We start from the raw sequence: 17,990 nt of genomic DNA, 5'->3' as shown, positions 1-17,990 counted from the left end.
TCCGTTTTGACGGAACTGAATCAGACAAGAAACTAAAAATCAATGGGTCCTGAGCCTAGTGGTCGAAACGTTGATTTGGTCTTCAATCATTCAACCCGATACGCCGCCGACTGAAAATCCCCGTGCACTAGATTCTGTTATAGCTCCTGAAGCCGCTATGCCAAAAAGAGCTACCTCTGTAGCTGAACTCTGCAGAGAGTTAGGCGTTAAACCTGTAACGCTTTACCGTTATGTCGATCCGAAGGGAAACCTGAGAGACTACGGAAGGCGTGTCCTAAGCGCTTAGAGTGTCGTTTAACATTCAGCTGGAATCGACGTCTACTTTGCTCGAGCCAAACAGATACTGGAGAAAAGGCAGCTGATTAAACGGCAGACACTTCAAAACCGCGGCTCGCGCCACTACGCACAAGCCGCTTAAAATCAACTCGTAAAGGGGCCAAACACTTCCTTAGTCAAAAGCCAAATCGGCCCAATTTCATATGACTGCGTACAGCCTGTGGCTCTCAACTTTCCCTTAGGCCAGAGCACTTTCAGTCACTCCACAATACAACCTTTAATATATTAGTGGATAAACTTCTCGCTTTAACAATTATATTGAGCATACATATATTTGGTAATATATGCTACAAATATGCGGTAAAATACTTCAATAATTCCGCATCTCAGGGGAGTTGTGTAATTTATGGAAAATATCTTCAGATATGACTGTCAACTCTCCGAGGTGATCAAGTTGCTGGAAATATAAAGCCGTTGGTGTAGCCCAGCAAGAATATCACCGACTAATTAGATCACTAATCCATCAAGAAAGCGGAAGATCCAAAATTTGCGTTGCGCTGGATGCTGCCTAAATGCCGGATTTTGGATTGTCTGTTTTATAATTACAAAGAGAAATAAAGGGAGACAACCAGATGGCAACTTTTAACGGCAATGAGGACAGAGATGTTTTTACGATGCACCTTTCTCATCAGGGTCTTGGTATCATGTGGTCGCATCTCACGCACAAGCGGAATGGCGTTAAACTTAATGAATGGAGAGACCGTCCAATAAGTGACGAGATTGGCGATACAGTTACGATTAGGGGCAAAGGCGGTGATGATTATATCGATATCAGAACAGACGTAAGTAAGTTTGGTAACAACCTCCTGGTTTCGGATAAAGATCACAAAGGAAGGTTATATGGAGGTACAGGGCAGGATGAAATCCATGGTGGCTCAAGAAATGATTATATAGAAGGCAATGGAAACGCAGACTACCTTCATGGTCACCGGGGGAATGATGAAATCTACGGAGGTAATGGTAATGACGAGATACATGGCGGTGACGGCGAAGACTACTTAGATGGAGGAGATGGTAACGATACGATCATCGATCATGGAGATGAGGGACAGATATACGGAAGAGCAGGAGACGACACCATTATCATTGATGGTGGAATAGACGTTCATGCCGGAGACGGGGACGATGTCATCTTTGCGAATTTGCATGCAGATGGCAATGCCAGCCTGAAAGGTGGGCACGGATCCGACTTGTATATTTTGGCTCAACTTGAAAATAAATCCAATCTTGCCGACCAAGGTATTGATTGGAACGCGGTTGCCAAAGGGCTGTTGGTATCCGGAGGTAGTACCGCTGTGTCGGCCGGGCTGAGCGCCACCGGAGGCTGGGGGCCACTCGCAAGTCTCCTTTCCAGCGGTGCTGGAAACCTTATTGGACAGTTTTTTGATATTCTTACAGGTGCAAATGAAGGCGCAGATGTCGACCGTGTTTCCAGTGTATACACGATCGAGAATTTTGATCCCCGTGAAGATACTCTAATTTTCAACTTCGAGAAGAATGACGGTGTGTATCTATCTGAAGCTGTAAGTCATGGAAGTAACGTTGTCTGGGAAGTAAAGGATGAAACTGGAGAGCTTTTAGCCCGGGTAGACCTAAAAAATAGCTTCTTAGAGGAATATCACACCGAGATCGATGATATTCAAACAGTTCTTAATAACTATCTTGATTCCGCTCTGGTGGTTACTAGCAACTCAATTAAATCCAATGGTGAAAATCTAACCGGAGAGTTGGCAGATTATGGTATTTCGCTCTCCGATATTGGCGTTGACTCTCAAGATGAGATGTGGGTAATCGGCTCCTATGCTGGCCAATCGTTTGATGGCGGACTGAACGGTTCGGAATTTATAACCGGCTCTGCCTTTAGCGATGTGATAATGAATGTGAACTTCGAGCCGTCCGAAAAGAGTGTTTATGACATTGTAAACGGTGTGGATTCCATACTGCATGGCGCGGGCGGGGACGATGTCCTCTTTGGAGCGGGAAGAAACGATACTTTGTTCGGCGACCATGGTGATGATAGCCTGATTGGTGGATTAGGAGAGGACACCTATTTCGGTGGAGAGGGTGATGACACTTTCCATGTTGGCTACGGACATGACGTAATTGAAGACTTCACACTACATGAAGACACCCTCATTTTCGACTATGTAGGTGACTTCTCCAACGTGCATGATATTTTCGCTGCAAGCACCGAAATTGGTGATGACGTTCGCATTGAAATAGATGATGAAAATAGTCTGCTCGTGCGCGATGCCACAATGGATACTATTGTCAATGCAATCTTGATACACGACCTTATCATAGCGTAAACTCTCCATCCATCCAGTAATTAGGGAAGCATGGTACCCCTCTTGTCTATGCTTCCCCACTACGATTTGCTCAGGGATGTTACACGGTGGAGTGAGCATCAAAACCTTCCTTCACCGGACCCAGAATGGCAGCTCCTCATAAAGGCTGCCTTCCTATATAAAAATGCAAAGCAGATAGAGCTGGTGCCGACGATCCAATCACATCATCCATACCCATCTGCCAGGCGGGGGCGAGCGTATAGGCATTCAGCACCTGGCGCCAGTCGGGGAAGGGTTCTGAGGGCATTGCCAAATGAATTGACGGAGGTTGCAAAAACCCGCTTCAAACAAGTTTTACGCTGCCATTTCAGCGGTATAGTCTGTGACCTGCGACCCAAGTTCCCTCCAGTTTTTGTGAGGATTCCTAGGCTCAGGACTCATAGCCAGAATATCACGGTTGCAGCGATGTAGATTGCAGATTTGAATATACTGGCACAGCGATCGTATCGCATTGCAATGCGGCGCCAGTCCTTAAGCTTAGCGAACAGGTTTTCGACCTTATGCCGTTTTCTGTAAGTTCTGGTGCAATACGGAACTTTCTTTTTACGCGTCTTGCGTGAAGGGATGTAGGCTTCAATGTCCTGATCTGTCACGGTTTTTCTGATCTTGTTGCTGTCATAGCCCCGATCTGCAATCACGACCCGGGATGCAGGTAGATCCGACAACAGCAGCTCAGCTCCCTTATAATCACTGGTTTGCCCGGCTGTCAGATGAAGCCTGATTGGGCGACCAGCGTGCAAACCGGTTATATAAAGTCTTGTGCGGGCCGTATTCCTGAGGCGCATCCCGCCAGCGTAATCCATTGCAAATAATAAAGATAATACCACTTAACACACGTCGATCATCAACCCGTGGCCGACCATGTGATTTAGGAAAGAAGGGGCGCAGGCACTCCATCTAAATTTCAGTCAGCCAGAACAAATCACTCACGTCAAACCTCCGTTTTGACGGAACTGAATCAGACAAGAAACTAAAAATCAATGGGTCCTGAGCCTAGGATCCCGCAAGAATAACTACGTTGAAATACGTAATCGCTAGATGTTCGCAGTGGCATAACCCGAGATCCCGATGTTATATTAATTCCATGAGACACGAGCAATTCATTACTGCTTCGCATGATGAGTGGGCGATGCCGACCAATAAGGTGGCGCATATTCTTCATGAGATGGAAAAGTTTGGCTTAAGCGCGAACGAGCTGCTGAAGGGTACTGATATTGCTTATGAAGCACTGTCCGTTCCACACTCATCTGTTTCACTTTCTCAATCCTACCAACTCATTAGCAACCTTCTGAGGATTACTGATCAGCCAGGTCTGGGCTTGTATTTGGGGAGTAGAGAAAACACAGCCACCTGTGGGTTAATGGGCTATGCCATGAGCTGTGCTCCCAACATCGGCCGAGCGCTAGAGCTGTGTGTCACATATCTGAAAGCCTCGCCAACTCTGACCGACATTTCACTGACAGTGGAAGAGGGGGAGGTGATCTTTTCGGTGTCTCCGATTGCACCGGCAAACGATATCCTGCCTTTTGTCATTGAAGAAGTATTGAGCGCATCCGTGCGCATCTTCCACTTGATCAGCGGTACTGAGCTCACACCCACCAGAGTTACGTTGTCCTATGACGACCCTGGCTACGCCAAGGTTTATCAGAGTACTTTTCGATGCCCCGTAGTGTTTGGCGCAACAAGAAATTCAATTATTTATAAGAAGTCCATATTGGATCTGCCTACACAACAAGGTAACCCTGTTGCAGAAGCAGTAGCCACTAAATTATGCGACCAATATTTACGCGAACATGCATCGCTGGATGATGTGGTGCAAAGAGTGCGCAGAGAATTGCTGGTCACGCCGGGCAACTTCCCAAGCGAGGACGTTGTCGCCGATCGGCTCAATATGCATCCACGCAGTCTTCGCCGCCTGCTTAAACATCAAGACGCAAGTTTTCAAAAACTCCTCGACTCTGCACGCAAGCAGCTTGCACTGGAGTATCTCCAGCATACACACATGCCGATTGAAAACATTGCGGAACTGGTTGGGTTTTCAGATGCAAGCAATTTTCGCAGGGCGTTTAAGCGTTGGACGGGCAAGACACCCAGCTCGATCCGATCAAAATTCTAGATTTTATAGCGGGTTACGATCCTAGGCGTATTGGATCGATTGTTGGTTCTTGATCCAAAGGCTGTAGCAAATAAAGAGCACCGCCATAACACCATCAAAAACGCCGGTGCCAAGCACGAGCCAATGAGCGCCATATTGGAGCGTGAGAATTGGGAAGAGGATTGCCGGTGCCAGTTTTTCGAGACCGATAAGCAGCAGAACCACAGGATGGCGGGATGGATCCCGCCAGATGAGCAATCCGCCTATACCCAAGACAAGCAGATACCAAGACATAATTCTGGCCAGCTCCAGGTTGACCGGATCGATATTCAGGAAAGTCCAGAACTGCAATGGCAGGGCAACACCGCCCAGTGCAAAAAGTACAATCCCGATTGAATTGAGCAGGACGAAGAGGGGGCCCCACTTCGCAATATGAGTATTCACCGATGTTCTCCTCCGTTCTGTATGGCAAAGCCTGCGCTAGGCACGGCGTTTTTTGAAAGCAAATACACCCAGCAACCAGAAGACCTGAAACGCCGCCTTCCACTCACTCAGGTTGACATCTGGTCGCTTCCCACGGCCCAACCGTGCCAGCTGTGCCTCGTACCAGCTCATATTCAGAAGGATCATTTTGTCCAGTTTCCTAAAACCAGTGGTCAGCTCCCTAAGGGAAACCCGATAGTCTTCATCACTGATTGCTTTGTTGGGAAGGTCTGGCTCAATCGCTAGTGGACGTGCCACGCCAATCAAGTCGGTCGCACCCGACACGAGTGCTGCATTCATGCCTTTGGTCGAACGGAAACCCCCAGTAACCACGAGGGGTACATCGGTCAACTTTCTGGCGTTCTCAGCGTATTCAAGGAAGTATGCTTCACGCTTGATCGTGCTGTCCTTTTGCTCGATGCCATCCGCCATCGCAGTTTGCTCATAGGTCCCGCCAGATATTTCGATCAAATCAATCCCAATCTCACCCAGTTTCTGAACGACGCGCAGGGAGTCTTCTTCGCTGAAGCCGCCCTTAGAGAAATCTGCTGAATTCAATTTTATGCCGATTGGGAACTTGGGGCCGAGCTCCTTTCGGATAGCCTCATAGATACTCACGACAAACCGCATACGGTTTTCGAGCGAGCCGCCCCATTTATCCTGGCGCTGATTGTGCCGTGGCGACAAAAACTGACTAATCAGGTAGCCATGAGCACCGTGTAACTGCACGCCGTTAAAACCGGCCTTTTTCGCCAGAACTGCAGCTTTTACAAACTTCCCGATCACTTCAATGATTTCTCGCTCCGCAAGGGCACGCGGTTTGTTGAAGTTCTTTTCCAATCCCCCTTCTAAAGCGATCGGGGAGGGGGCTACCGGCTCCTTATGAATAAAGTTCGGGACTTGCTTTCCTGGGTGGTTCAACTGCATCCACACCTGTGCGCCATTGGCTGAGGCAGCCTGCGCCCATCTTCTGAACATTTCAAGATCACTGGCGTCATCAAGGACTACATTTCTCGGTTCACCCAGCTGTTCGCGGTCAACCATGACGTTGCCGGTGACGATCAGCCCAGTCCCGCCCTTCGCCCATATTTCATAGAGCCGAAGTAGGCTTCTGGTCGGGTTGTGGACCTGATCTGCCAGTTGCTCGCTCATGGCCGATTTGAAAAAGCGGTTCTTAAGTACCTCGCCATTGCGAAGTGTGAAGGGCGAAGCAACACTCACGTCATTCATTCATCTGGTTCTTTCACTCGTTTCCAGGATTGTTCTGGGCAGAGGGCACTACGCCTAGCCCGAAGGTGCGATCAGCTTGGGATTTGTGCAAGTTGCGGGCCTCACTCCGGCAACTGCAAGGCAGGCATTGCAGTGCAGGCAAACAGGGCCTTGCCGATCCTCTTTCATATGCTTGTAAAGATGGGGGTCCGCAATGAGACCACGAGCAACCGAAATCATATCGCAATCACCATCCAAAAGCGCTTTTTCCATAGCACTTTTATGAACAAAGCCACCGACGCAAATAACTGGAATATTTAGTTTTTTTGTAAATTCGCTGGCGTAATTGAGATTGAAACCTTCCTGATAGCCACCTAGGAAATTGAAAAAGGTATCAACCAGTGGCGCAAAGATTCTCATCGCGTTTCTGCGCAGGAAACTCATGTTTTTTCCGGCACCTTCCGTCGCCATTGTCTTCGTGAACCCCTTCCAGCGTGCGCGTGAGAAGGTTGTTCCCGATTCATAGTGGCCAGCACTAATCTCGACCGCATCCAAGCCTTCCTCTTCCATCATCTTCGCGACAGTAACCAGCTCCGAGGTCGACATCCCCCGGCGAAACGGTAACTCATCCGATCCGTTCAGCTTCATGATAACCGGGAAATCTGGTCCCACCCGACGGCGCACAGCGCGATAGGTCTCAAGCAGCAAGCGCATACGATTGGAGAGGTTGCCGCCATACTTATCTTTGCGTCTGTTGGTGTGCGGCGTCAAAAAAGCACTGATAAGATATCCGTGGGCAGCATGTATCTGAATGCCATCGAAACCGGCTTTCTGACAGCGCTCCGCTGCTGCTGCAAAATCTTCGATGGTCTGTTCAATTTCTGTGAGTGTCATTGGGCGCGGCATAACACCCAGTGTTGGTTCCCAAACCTTTGAGGGGGCTTGCGCCTCGGTGCGTCCAACCCCTGCGGGGATCGCTTGCCGTGATGTGTGGTAGATCTGGATGAACATACGGGAGCCGTGCCGGTGTACCGCATCCGCAAGCTTCTTCAGCCCCTCAATATTGTCATCGTGATCAACACTGATTTGGTGCGCGACACCGCGTGAATAGCTGTTGTAGCTGGCAGCACCAGAAATAATGAGAGGCGTACCTCCGCGCGCTATCTCCTCGTAGAAATCAATAAGTTCATTTGTAACGTATCCATCGACAGTGCAGCGCGTTTCTACTGTAGCCGATTTTGCGAAGCGGCCACTCAGTTGAAGTTGGCCTATGCGTATCGGGTCGAAAAGGCCGCTATCTGTCTGCGCACTCGTAGTTGCCATGAAGTAACCTCCCGGATCTGTCCTGAAATTGGAATGACTTCGGCTCAGGGGTTTAGATACCCTTGCCCATTGGGTTGAGCTTCTTCCTTTCAAGAACAAGCGGCCTTAGTTCTTGAGCAACGCCTCTGATTTCGGAGGCTGTTTTCTTTCGGTAACCAAGGTGAAAAAGTATGTCCAGAATGGAATACATCGGCAATAGCGTGAAGTAGATCGGATTGAAAGTATCGTATACTTCCCCGATGTTTTCGTCTTCATCACCAATGCCTTCCTCAAAAAATTTATGCCCGATACCGACCTGTATCCAAAGCGCAGCAAAGAAGAGGGATGCTCCAATGACAACCATAAGAACCGCAGAATTTCCGACTAGTTCGTATATCCAGAAGCACAAAGGATAGAGAAGAACAACGGGGGCAAGGGTCAAGACAGCTGCTAACACATCAAGCAGCGCGTAAACCAGAAACGTACCGAGAAGAGCAATAAGAGCCATATTCATATCTACCCCGCCAATAGAGATAGCAGGCACTCCTATCGGAAATAAGCACAACAGCACGCCTAATGTATTAAAGGGGGGCATCACGATATGAAGGAGATTGTTGACAGGATTGGTATGAAACGCCAGATGTATCCCCATGCGATGCTTCCAACCGAATACCCCTGCCGGACTCTGTTGAAGTCTGGTTAACTGGAACTCATCAGCTATATTTCGATACCCGCGCATCAAACCCTCCCTCAGTGTTTAACTTGCCTTCCAATTCGTACTTGTGGAAAGAACAACAGACGAGGTCCGAAAGCTGCAAAAACAGGTCATTTTTGACCAACGGCGATATCCGCTTACATCCTGCTGAACCGCTGCGGTGGATCAGAAAATCGAATTAATGAAAGCCCGTGAGATGCGCAAATGTTAGCTGGCTGCGCTCTGCTTACACAGTCTCCCCCAGCGCTGCCCAACTTCTATGAGAGCTTTCTCTGAAGCTCTATGTATGCCTACAAGATTCGCAAAACCGTGGCCGAGGTGCTCAAAGCACATGTAATCCACGCAAACGCCAGCGCGAACCAACTTGTTTGCGTAGGCCTCGCCTTCATCATGAAGGACATCAAAACCAGCCGTTACAATCAAAGCTGGAGCGATGTGTTCGGAAACCTCACCTAGATGAGGCGAAACCCGGGGATCCTGGCTGGCATCCTGCCTGCTTTGCAAATAGTGCTGCCGGAAGACCGTACGATCATTGTTATCGAGAAAGAAACCTTCACCAAAAGCAAAGTGAGAAGGCCTTTTTGTTATCTGGTCTGTGCCAGGGTACAAGAGAAGTTGAGCGACAGGGGCATCTTCTGACGATGTTGTCTGTGCCAAGACCGCTGCCAGGTTTCCGCCTGCGCTATCCCCGCCAACAGCCAATTCTGAAGGCTTTACTCCAAAGTCATGCGCATGTTTTTGGACCCAGCGAAATGCGTCAATCGCATCCGTAAGACCAGCGGGGAAGGGGTGTTCAGGCGCAAGTCTGTAGTCTACCGATATGATCTGTGTATTGGCTTCGCGGCATAGCAACCGGCAAACATCGTCGTGTGTATCAAGGTCACCGAAGATATAGCCTCCACCATGAAGATAGACGGTCAGTCCCTGAGTGGGTTCTTTTCCTGATGGGACATAATGCCGTGCCTTCAAAGACCTGTCCTCCAGATCAATAGAAAGATCGCGCACTTGGCCGACTTGGTAACCCGCTCGGAGTGGAAGCAGCTGGCTGCGCATCTCGCGTCGCAGCTGCTCGGGTTCAACGTTCCCCATGTCTACCTTGTTGCGTGCCTGAGCTTTCAAGATCACACGCAGCAGAGGAGAAAGATGATAGCCCTTAAGGTTTTTCGGCCCCCCAAGCAATGATTGAGGTACCAGCGAAATCACCGCATCAAGGGCACGTACTATAGTTCTCAAAGACATCTCGGTACTCACCGTGTTACAATGAGGCTTACATCACCAGGAACATCTCGAAGATCGTACTCGTTCCTTCGGATTTTGGAAGCTCTCATGCGGTAGCTGAAAGAAAAACTGGGCCACAGGCTGGAGTTTTGGCCCGAGTTATCAAGATACCAGCTTTCACAGCCTCCCGATGTCCATACAGTTCCTTTAGACCGGCGTTTAATCCAACGGGTAAAACGATCCTGTGCTTTTTGCCTAGGCTCAATAATCGGTTTTTTCTTACGGGCGGCATACAGAATACCGCTGATTGCGTGCTCTGCCTGCGCTTCCAGAATATACACACCAGAGGTATGCCCAAGAGCCGTGTTGGGGCCATGCAACAGAAAGAAGTTTGGAAAGCCAACGATGGATGTACCAACAAGAGACTTTGGATTGTCCCCCCATACTTCGGAAAGTGATTGACCATCCTTGCCATAGATGAACTTAGCAAAAGGCAGGTCCTTCGCTTTAAAGCCCGTACCGAAGATAATTGCATCAACCTCACGGCGATGCCCGTTACTGTCAACGACTGCATTTTTTTCGATTGAAGCAACGCCAGTGGTGACAACCTCAACATTGTCCTGAGTAATAGCGGGATACCAGACATTGGATAGGAGAACACGCTTGCAGCCAATCCGATAGTCGGGCGTGAGCTTTGCACGCAAAGCAGTATCCCGAACACTCGCCTCCAAATGCTTGCGGGCCTGGCGCTCTGCCCGTCCCATCAATTTTGGGAAAAGGAAGCCAAGTACGTTTACCTCTCTGGTGAGGTACAAGCGCAGGCGTTCTGCCTGCATTCTCCATATGTTTGATGCGTAACGGCTACGCTGTTTTTGCGGAATTGGGTTGTCATCTCGCGGCAGTATCCATGGCGGTGTTCTTTGAAACACAGACATCTGTTTAACATCCGGCTGAATCTCCGGAACAAACTGAATGACAGATGCACCTGTACCAATAACAGCAACCCGCTTCTCTTTATGGCAAAAATCTTGAGACCAACTTGCAGAGTGAACGACCTCACCCTCAAAGGTATCCAAACCAGGTATGTTTGGGATTGCCGGATCACTCAGGTTACCGAATGCGCCAACCACGAACTTTGCGAAGTAGACATTCCTAGCAGTGGTTACTTCCCACTCTCCATCCTGTTCTAACCAACGGAGTTTTCGGACATCTTCCTTCATCCGAATTTTGGGTAGCAGGCCCCATTTCTTAGCACTGGCTCGCAGATACTCAAGTATTTCTCCCTGACGAGAGTAATCGCGGGTCCAATGTGGGTTGAGGTCATACGAAAAGGAGTACAAATGCGATTGCACGTCACAACCTGCGCCGGGATAGACATTCTCTCGCCATACCCCACCGACATCTTCTGCCCGTTCCAGAATTTGAAAGTCCGTTTCACCTTCATCCAGAAGCTTCTTTGCGGTTGCCAAGCCGCCAAACCCAGATCCGATAATGATGATTTTCGCTTTCATACCGTCATTCCCTGCAACCCAAAACTCACCACTCGCAACCTTCAGCCTGTTCAAATCATGGCTGTCCGGCGAGTACTAATACGGATGATTAGAGCCTGAATTCGAGCTGGGCGAGGTTCGAGAAATACCTTTTGAGGTCAATTTAGGACTGTGAGAACAGCAGAAGAAGTTTCGTTTGAAGAACCTGGGTGAGTGGCTATGCACGCACCGATAGACACTTTTAGGCCAGATGGAAGAGCAGGCCAGTCACCAGTCTCAGCAATTGAGTGTTTTCAAGACTTCTTCATGCAACTCAGGGGTCGCGGCGGATATAATTGCGCCATGGGAGGAAAGGCCGAGATCATTGCCATTCCAGTCTGTCACAATACCTCCCGCAGCTCTTACAACTGCGGACACCGCAAGGAAGTCGTAGGGCTTTAAGTCATAGTCAATGACAACGTCCACATGACCTGAAGCCAGGAGCGCATGAGAGTAGCAATCATAGCCAAACCTGCGGGTCTTTCCCGATTTCAACAAGCGTTCCGCCTGCTCAGGTTTGTCTACCAGGAGTTTGTCGCCCTCGTTGATATAGATAATCGCGTCGTCCAGACTGGTCTGGGTAGAAACGCTGATTTCTTTCCCGTTGCATTTGGCTGGAGTACCTGCCCCACCAGTATAGATCTCATTTAGTATGGGCATTGAAATCGCTCCTGCCATGGTCTCACCATTTCGCAGATACGCGAGCAGCAGACCAAACAGTGGATTGCCGGAGATGAAGGAACGTGTGCCATCAATGGGATCGATGACCATGAGGTCCCCATCCAAAGAGCCATCGACACCACTTTCCTCGCCAAAGATCCCAAAGTCCGGGTATTTTCCGAGGATGCCTGCCTTTAACTCTTTCTCGATCTGCCGGTCTGCAATTGTTACTGGGCTATCATCCTCTTTAAAGGACAACTGATTGTCTTTTCGAAAGAAACTGCGTGCCAAAACCGCTGCGGACTTGGCCCAGGCCTCACAATCATCAAGGATCTCCGAAACAGAAACGTCTGTCTTGTTTTGCACTTTTGAGGTCTCTCCGAAAGAGTGTAAATTATTCTAGACGACCAGTTTGATGCTGTTGTCTGAGAAGGCTTCAATCTGCTGCTCCGTTGCGGACCTATCCGTCACAACCGCGCCGATATCATTTGCTTCACACAACAAGATGCGATTGACGGCTCCGAGTTTTGTGTGATCAGCCAGAAAGATTGTGTCCGTTGACTGTCCTATCATCGCACTGGAAATTTCCGCTTCGTACATGTCGAAAGAAAACGCTCCCTTGCACGCGTCGATGGCCACAGGCCCAATAAAAGCCAAGTCCAGATTGAACCGCCTGATCTCAGAGAGGGTCAAATCGCCCTGGGTTGAAGGAACATCGGTTGCAATTCGTCCGCCAAGCAACAACAGATCAATATCGTTCCCGCCTGCCTTGATTGTCATGGCGACATCAATGGAATTGGTAACAACCATGATGCCTGAAAGCTTAGCCAGCTCATGGCCGAACTTCTCTGTGGTTGTGCCTGCATCGACAAAGAGCGAAGCACCGGGAGGGACAAGGCTTACGGCTTTGCGAGCAATCTCGCTTTTGGCACGCAGCTGTTCAAGTTTGCGTTTCTCGAACGGTGCTTCTGCCTGCTGCCGAGGAAGAACCGCGCCGCCGTGCACGCGTTTTACATGACCAGCATCTTCCAAATCATGCAGATCCCTACGAATGGTCTCTCTCGAAACGCCAAGCAGTTCGGACAGGTCAGCTGCACTCACTTGCATGTTCGTTTCCAGAACATTGAGTATGCGTTGATGTCGCTCTTGCACCCACATCAATTAGCTTCCTGACTTCCTAGAGTTTCTTTTGGCAAGAAGGGACACGGCCCCTTTCATGCCAAGCAGCGCCAGACCCACAACCGCCATAACAGCCGTCGAAAAGGCGGCTGCCTGGGAGGTCAATCCCGCATCGTCGAGACGCATGATCGTTACTGCTGCGACGGTCAGCTGCGGGGTCGTCAAAAAGACAACAGCTGAAAGAGTGACCATGGATCGCATAAACAGAAAGAAGAAGACGGAAACCAGCATAGGAGCAACAAAGGGTGCAATGATCGTGGTTGAGATACGCCCGATGCCCGCCCCCAAAGCACTGCCTGCTTCGGCAAGCTCAGAGGGAAACTGGCGGAAGCCGGTCATGACCGTGAGATAAGCCTGCGTGTGGTAGTGGTAGAAGTTGATGACTGCAATCAGGGTCGCAGTTCCGTACAGCAGATAGAGCGGCGTTGCAGTCGAGTTGAAGGTCAGGATGTAGGCCAGACCAAGTACCATACCCGGAACGGCAGCTGGCATAGCAGCGAGAATACGCACAGGCTGCGCGATCATCTCAGGTGTATGCCGCAGCCCGATAGCCAGAGTGAACACCGCAAGCGTACCGGCAACGGCTGCACCAATTGAGATCCAGATGGTCATCCATAGTGAGGAGTATCCACCTGCCAGCGTGATGTTGTAGTGCTTCAGCGTAAAGTCGAAATTATACGGCCACAACTTCACAAAGCTGGCGTAGATCACGATGCCGATAACACTAAGGATCAGAGCTGCGATCAAGAAATTCAATATACCCATGGGCACATCACGGATTGCCTGAAACCGGGGCACATACGAATGAATATTGGTCGCCTTCTGCGTCTTCTGACGCTTCATCGCCTGTCGTTCGATGTAGTAGGACAAGATCGTTGGAATAAGTAACATGATGCCAACGACGGCACCCATGTTGAAGTTTCTCTGGCCGATGACCTGAGAATAGATTTCAGTTGCAAGTACTGAATAGTCGCCCCCGATCACCGCAGCATTCCCGAAGTCAGTGATCGTAATTGTGAAGACAACAAAGCTTGCGCTCAGGAGGGCAAAAGTGACCGCTGGGAGTGTGAGATCGCGAAACTGTCGCAACGGTGAAGAACCCAGAACGTCAGCCGCTTCGTAGATCCGGGCATCAAGCAAAACCAGCGCAGCACTGATGATCATGACAGCCTGTGGCAGCCCATACAGTGTGTTGGCAATGACAAGTCCCCAGAAACCGTAGATCTCCATCTCAACTCCGGAGAACTGACTGATCAGGCCGTTCCGTCCCAAAATGAAGATCAGGCCGAGTGCCTGCACAAGTGAGGGCGCGATAAGCGGCAGCACAATCGCAACCCGAATGAGTGTCTTTCCCGGAAAGGCGCAGCGATGCAAGCCAAGTGCAATGATGAAACCTAAGAAGACACTGAGAATCGTCGTCGTGCCGCCCATAACCAAAGAGTGCTGGGTCGCACGCCAGAACCCTTTCGAGGCCAGAATCTCCGCATAGTTTGCAAGTCCATAGGTCCCATCAGCCGTGGTGATTGACCGGATGAACACGATGATCATCGGATAGATGAAAAAGAGGAACAGCCCGATCAGCGGCACAATCACGCAAATTGCTGCGAGCGCCTTGTCACTGTCGATCCATTTTCGGAAGGTGGGCGCAGCTTGAGCGCCGACAGTCTCGACGCTCATGTCACGGCCTCAGTCTCGTCATTCAGGACCCAAGTGCAGGCTTCAGGTTTCACATCAACCGATACCTTCTGGCCTGTCTTGAAGCTGCAAGGACCATGCGTCTCGACAAGAAGGTGGCCAAACGGGCCGTCCAGATCAATTCGGTTGAGATTGCCAAGAAAGCTTGTAGATGTGACGGTCGCAACACCGCTTTCATCTTCCACCAGTGAGATTTCTTCAGGGCGAATGCAGGCATCAAATGCCTCGTCTGGTCCCTCGGGCCGGGTAGACATCAAATTTGGGAGTGTCTCGCGGATCAGTTTGGTCGTGATTAGATTGCTGGAGCCCATAAAGTCAGCAACAAACCGCGTAGCTGGCTTGTGATAGAGCTCTTCCGGTGTACCTACCTGCACGACAACACCGTGGTTCATGCAGATAATCCGATCCGACATCGCCATGGCTTCTTCCTGATCATGAGTCACCATGAGCGTCGGAATCTTCAGTTCTCTCTGAAGCTGGCGAATTTCGTGGCGTAATGACGCGCGCACATTCGCATCCAGCGCGGACAAAGGCTCGTCAAGGAGAAGCACTTTTGGATCAACCGCGATGGCACGCGCAAGCGCAACACGCTGCTGCTGTCCACCTGAGAGCTGACCTGGATATTTATCAATAATGTCAGGGAGTTTGATGATTTCAAGGAGTTCTTTAACACGGGCGCGAATCTGCTCACTTGGCGCTTTGCGAACCTTTAAACCGTAGGCGATATTTTCGGCGACGGACATGTTTGGGAACAACGAATAAGACTGGAATACGATCCCAAAGCCGCGTTTACGGGCTGGCATATCGGACATCGCAACATCTTCGATGCGAACGTCGCCTCCATCAATATCAGTCAGGCCAGCGATGATCCGCAGAAGAGTTGTCTTACCACACCCACTGGGGCCTAAGAGAGAGACAAACTCGCCTTTTTTCAACGAAACGGAAACGTCGTCCAAAGCGACGAAAGCTCCATAACGTTTGGTTGCGTTGCTAACGGTCAGATACATATACCGCGCCTCCCTACCCAGTATTGCAGGATGCCCCGCCTGGCATCCGTATAGATTTTTCTTGCTTATGGTATTGGGGCTGGGGGCAACCTATAGGTCGCCCACCAGCTTGGAGTTAACGACCGAAGCGGTCTTTCCATTCGGCTTTGACTTTGGATTGGCGATTTGCCGATTTAACGAAATCAACCGGAAACAGAATCCTGCGAATATCTGAAGGTAGCCCTGCTTCGGCTGCAGCTGCGGAAGTCTCAACACCTGGTACAGTGATAAGAGCTTTATACTGGCCGTAAAGTTCAAGAGCCTCGGCGGAGAGCGTCCAGTCCAGGAAGCGCTGAGCGTCAGCTTTGTTGTCGCTGCTCGCCATCAGGCCAGAAGCTTCAAGCTCATAGCCGACGCCACCTTTTGGGAAAACCATCGCAAGCGGATAGCCGTCTTCAATGGACTTCATTGCGGTGAAGGCCAGCGATATTCCGACAGTGTATTCACCAGCACGCGCAGCTTTACAGGGTTTGGAACCGGAAGACGTGTATTGCGCCATGTTAGGGTCAACAGATTTCAAGAGCTCCCAACCGGCATTTTCACCCTTGGTCTGGAGCACTGCATTCACATGCAGATAACCCGTTCCCGAAGAATTCGGGTCAGGCATCAAGACTTCGCCCTTGAAGGCCGGGTTCTGAAGGTCAGCCCAACTCGTGGGCATTGGCAAGCCTTTTTTCTCCAGTCTCGCAGTGTTTACGCAAAACGCACCCAAGTAGCCGGTCGCTGCAAACCAGCGATCATTCGCATCGCGAAATTGATTTGCAAGAGCTTCCGAACCAGCTGCTTTATAAGGCTCAAGCAAATCCAGAACCTGCGGGTCCATCATAGCGGTGACCGCCCAGCCCCAAATCAGGTCGTGCTGCGGATTATCCGCTTCAGCCAGAATACGTGCCCCCAGTTTCCCGGTGGATAGGCGCAGGACGTTGATTTCGACATCAGGCATTGCTGCCTCAGCTGCCGCAACGTAGGCTGCAATTTCTTCCTCTTCCAGCGCGCTGTAGACAGTAATTTCGCCTGCAGCCAGCGGTGATGCAACGCCAACGGCCATTGCCAGAGCCATGGCTGACTTAGTCCAGTAATTCATATTCCCCCCTTATTTCCTCACTTTAAGGCACCTTCCCCAGAGTGGCATACGAACATTTCAAGACATTACGTTGTACTAATCCCGTAAAAGTGTTCGTGGGTTATTATGTTGATGTGGATTTTTATGCATTTCAAGAAAAAACACATCTAGGAAGGTAAAGGCTTGTAATAATTGCTAAGTTTTGGGTGTTTTATGCGCGTTGCAGGGCAATATTTCCTGCTGAAGGTGTCCAAAATTACACTTACACAATTAGAATCAACTGGACTGGATATGATCAACCGAAAGGTTTGAGACGTCACCCGAACCTGCTCAGTCTATTGCAAAGCGCGCTGCACGCCTCCTGCATTGGCACACTGAAAACCTACCAACGCGAAGCCGTCACAGTCAGTTAAAGTACTCTCACACGTTCCTGACGTGATGGGCCACAAGCGGGCGTTCGGGCTATTCCATCGGAGCCCAATATGGCAATCCTTAGAACAAGACGGAGAACCCTGCGTTGATGCTGCCGAAGACTGCATCGATTGTGTCGTATGCACCTTCTACACCGAAGTCCAGTGTGGCTCGGTCGGTGACCTGGTAGTCAACGTCTGCACCGATGAACGGACGCACACCAGCATCATTCAGGTTCTCATCGTAGCCCACGTTGAAGCCCATGACACGTGCGTCAATGTCATCGCCAAAGTTTGCGTAGATATCCAGACCAGCCCGCAGTGTGGTGTTCCAGTAGTTGGAATCCTGGTTAAGAGCGTTGAAACCAACACCTGCCAGCTGCAGACGAACGTTGATCTGCTGATGGGTCCGGTTATCAAGGCTTAGGCCATTGACCCCGCCTTCGCTATAGCTGTCCTGATGGAACAAGGAGTAGCGAACACCGACGGATGGGACAACGAGGTACTGCCTCCAGGGCTGCTCGTAGCCGACGGTCAGCTCTGGAGAGATCAGGAAGCCAACACCGTTGTCATCGCCATTGACAACCCCGCTTGCAACCGTGTTATCGAGATACGTACGTGAGACGTCATCCCAGTTGATACCACCCAGCAGGTTGATGCCGGTCAGGATACGGTCAAAGGCGCGGTCATAGTAGATACCGG

The 17,990-nt window shown here is 50.2% G+C and carries 14 protein-coding genes and 2 pseudogenes; 3 read left to right on the top strand and 13 right to left on the bottom strand.

The genetic code is table 11. The annotated features are described in order from the left end of the window. Positions 1–148: 148 nt before the first annotated feature. Together IE076_RS22910 and IE076_RS22065 are read left to right on the top strand one after the other, a co-directional pair. Positions 149–286: pseudogene (locus tag IE076_RS22910) on the top strand (recombinase family protein); the annotation flags it as partial. A gap of 622 nt (positions 287–908) precedes the next feature. Continuing rightward, positions 909–2,645 (top strand): calcium-binding protein, encoded by a 1,737-nt coding sequence (locus IE076_RS22065; RefSeq protein ID WP_189438961.1) that lies wholly within the window; start codon positions 909–911, stop codon positions 2,643–2,645. A 416-nt stretch (positions 2,646–3,061) separates the two neighbouring features. Here IE076_RS22065 and IE076_RS22060 read toward each other — a convergent pair. Then, positions 3,062–3,581: pseudogene (locus IE076_RS22060) on the bottom strand (IS5 family transposase). Between the two features lie 232 nt (positions 3,582–3,813). Here IE076_RS22060 and IE076_RS22055 point away from each other — a divergent pair. Beyond that, positions 3,814–4,800, top strand: a complete 987-nt coding sequence (locus IE076_RS22055) for an AraC family transcriptional regulator (protein WP_189438960.1) — start codon at positions 3,814–3,816, stop codon at positions 4,798–4,800. A 21-nt stretch (positions 4,801–4,821) separates the two neighbouring features. On the opposite strand, the gene IE076_RS22050 is transcribed toward IE076_RS22055, so the two are convergent. From IE076_RS22050 to IE076_RS21995, 12 genes are all read right to left on the bottom strand, one after another. Then, positions 4,822–5,223 (bottom strand): hypothetical protein, encoded by a 402-nt coding sequence (locus tag IE076_RS22050; RefSeq protein ID WP_189438959.1) that lies wholly within the window; start codon positions 5,221–5,223, stop codon positions 4,822–4,824. A gap of 36 nt (positions 5,224–5,259) precedes the next feature. Then, on the bottom strand, positions 5,260–6,492 hold the full coding sequence (locus tag IE076_RS22045; protein WP_189438958.1) for an NADH:flavin oxidoreductase/NADH oxidase family protein: 1,233 nt from the start codon (positions 6,490–6,492) through the stop codon (positions 5,260–5,262). A 54-nt stretch (positions 6,493–6,546) separates the two neighbouring features. Further along, positions 6,547–7,794: an oxidoreductase gene (locus IE076_RS22040; protein ID WP_189438957.1), complete on the bottom strand. Its 1,248-nt coding sequence runs from the start codon at positions 7,792–7,794 to the stop codon at positions 6,547–6,549. 52 nt (positions 7,795–7,846) lie between these two features. After that, positions 7,847–8,512, bottom strand: coding sequence for a hypothetical protein (locus IE076_RS22035; protein WP_189438956.1), 666 nt, complete (start codon positions 8,510–8,512; stop codon positions 7,847–7,849). Between the two features lie 183 nt (positions 8,513–8,695). Further along, positions 8,696–9,727, bottom strand: a complete 1,032-nt coding sequence (locus tag IE076_RS22030) for an alpha/beta hydrolase (protein WP_189438955.1) — start codon at positions 9,725–9,727, stop codon at positions 8,696–8,698. Between the two features lie 8 nt (positions 9,728–9,735). After that, the gene (locus tag IE076_RS22025; protein ID WP_189438954.1) at positions 9,736–11,217 is read right to left on the bottom strand and encodes a flavin-containing monooxygenase; all 1,482 of its coding nucleotides are present in this window, start codon (positions 11,215–11,217) and stop codon (positions 9,736–9,738) included. 255 nt (positions 11,218–11,472) lie between these two features. Next, positions 11,473–12,261 carry an inositol monophosphatase family protein gene (locus IE076_RS22020; RefSeq protein WP_189438953.1) on the bottom strand — a complete coding sequence of 263 codons (789 nt, stop codon included), beginning with the start codon at positions 12,259–12,261 and terminating at the stop codon, positions 11,473–11,475. A 33-nt stretch (positions 12,262–12,294) separates the two neighbouring features. Continuing rightward, the gene (locus tag IE076_RS22015; protein ID WP_189438952.1) at positions 12,295–13,053 is read right to left on the bottom strand and encodes a DeoR/GlpR family DNA-binding transcription regulator; all 759 of its coding nucleotides are present in this window, start codon (positions 13,051–13,053) and stop codon (positions 12,295–12,297) included. A gap of 3 nt (positions 13,054–13,056) precedes the next feature. After that, on the bottom strand, positions 13,057–14,751 hold the full coding sequence (locus IE076_RS22010) for an ABC transporter permease subunit (protein WP_189438951.1): 1,695 nt from the start codon (positions 14,749–14,751) through the stop codon (positions 13,057–13,059). Then, the gene (locus IE076_RS22005) at positions 14,748–15,776 is read right to left on the bottom strand and encodes an ABC transporter ATP-binding protein (protein WP_189438950.1); all 1,029 of its coding nucleotides are present in this window, start codon (positions 15,774–15,776) and stop codon (positions 14,748–14,750) included. The genes IE076_RS22010 and IE076_RS22005 overlap by 4 nt, the downstream gene beginning before the upstream one ends. 115 nt (positions 15,777–15,891) lie before the next feature. After that, positions 15,892–16,899, bottom strand: coding sequence for an ABC transporter substrate-binding protein (locus IE076_RS22000; protein WP_189438949.1), 1,008 nt, complete (start codon positions 16,897–16,899; stop codon positions 15,892–15,894). A gap of 471 nt (positions 16,900–17,370) precedes the next feature. Next, on the bottom strand, positions 17,371–17,990 hold a 620-nt coding region (locus IE076_RS21995), incomplete at its 5' end, for an autotransporter domain-containing protein (protein ID WP_189438948.1).

Source organism: Pseudovibrio japonicus, assembly GCF_014651595.1.
In the GTDB taxonomy this organism is placed as follows: domain Bacteria; phylum Pseudomonadota; class Alphaproteobacteria; order Rhizobiales; family Stappiaceae; genus Pseudovibrio; species Pseudovibrio japonicus.
The sequence above is the reverse complement of the archived record's forward strand: the minus strand, read 5'-3'. Positions and strand labels throughout refer to the sequence as shown.

What these genes read in the sequence shown, in the direction of transcription:
- IE076_RS22005 (WP_189438950.1), bottom strand. Translation starts at nt 15,776, where the DNA reads ATGTATCTGACCGTTAGCAACGCAACCAAACGTTATGGAGCTTTCGTC.
- IE076_RS22045 (WP_189438958.1), bottom strand. Translation starts at nt 6,492, where the DNA reads ATGAATGACGTGAGTGTTGCTTCGCCCTTCACACTTCGCAATGGCGAG.
- IE076_RS22000 (WP_189438949.1), bottom strand. Translation starts at nt 16,899, where the DNA reads ATGAATTACTGGACTAAGTCAGCCATGGCTCTGGCAATGGCCGTTGGC.
- IE076_RS22015 (WP_189438952.1), bottom strand. Translation starts at nt 13,053, where the DNA reads ATGTGGGTGCAAGAGCGACATCAACGCATACTCAATGTTCTGGAAACG.
- IE076_RS22030 (WP_189438955.1), bottom strand. Translation starts at nt 9,727, where the DNA reads ATGTCTTTGAGAACTATAGTACGTGCCCTTGATGCGGTGATTTCGCTG.
- IE076_RS22040 (WP_189438957.1), bottom strand. Translation starts at nt 7,794, where the DNA reads ATGGCAACTACGAGTGCGCAGACAGATAGCGGCCTTTTCGACCCGATA.
- IE076_RS22035 (WP_189438956.1), bottom strand. Translation starts at nt 8,512, where the DNA reads ATGCGCGGGTATCGAAATATAGCTGATGAGTTCCAGTTAACCAGACTT.
- IE076_RS22055 (WP_189438960.1), top strand. Translation starts at nt 3,814, where the DNA reads ATGCCGACCAATAAGGTGGCGCATATTCTTCATGAGATGGAAAAGTTT.
- IE076_RS22065 (WP_189438961.1), top strand. Translation starts at nt 909, where the DNA reads ATGGCAACTTTTAACGGCAATGAGGACAGAGATGTTTTTACGATGCAC.
- IE076_RS22025 (WP_189438954.1), bottom strand. Translation starts at nt 11,217, where the DNA reads ATGAAAGCGAAAATCATCATTATCGGATCTGGGTTTGGCGGCTTGGCA.
- IE076_RS22010 (WP_189438951.1), bottom strand. Translation starts at nt 14,751, where the DNA reads ATGAGCGTCGAGACTGTCGGCGCTCAAGCTGCGCCCACCTTCCGAAAA.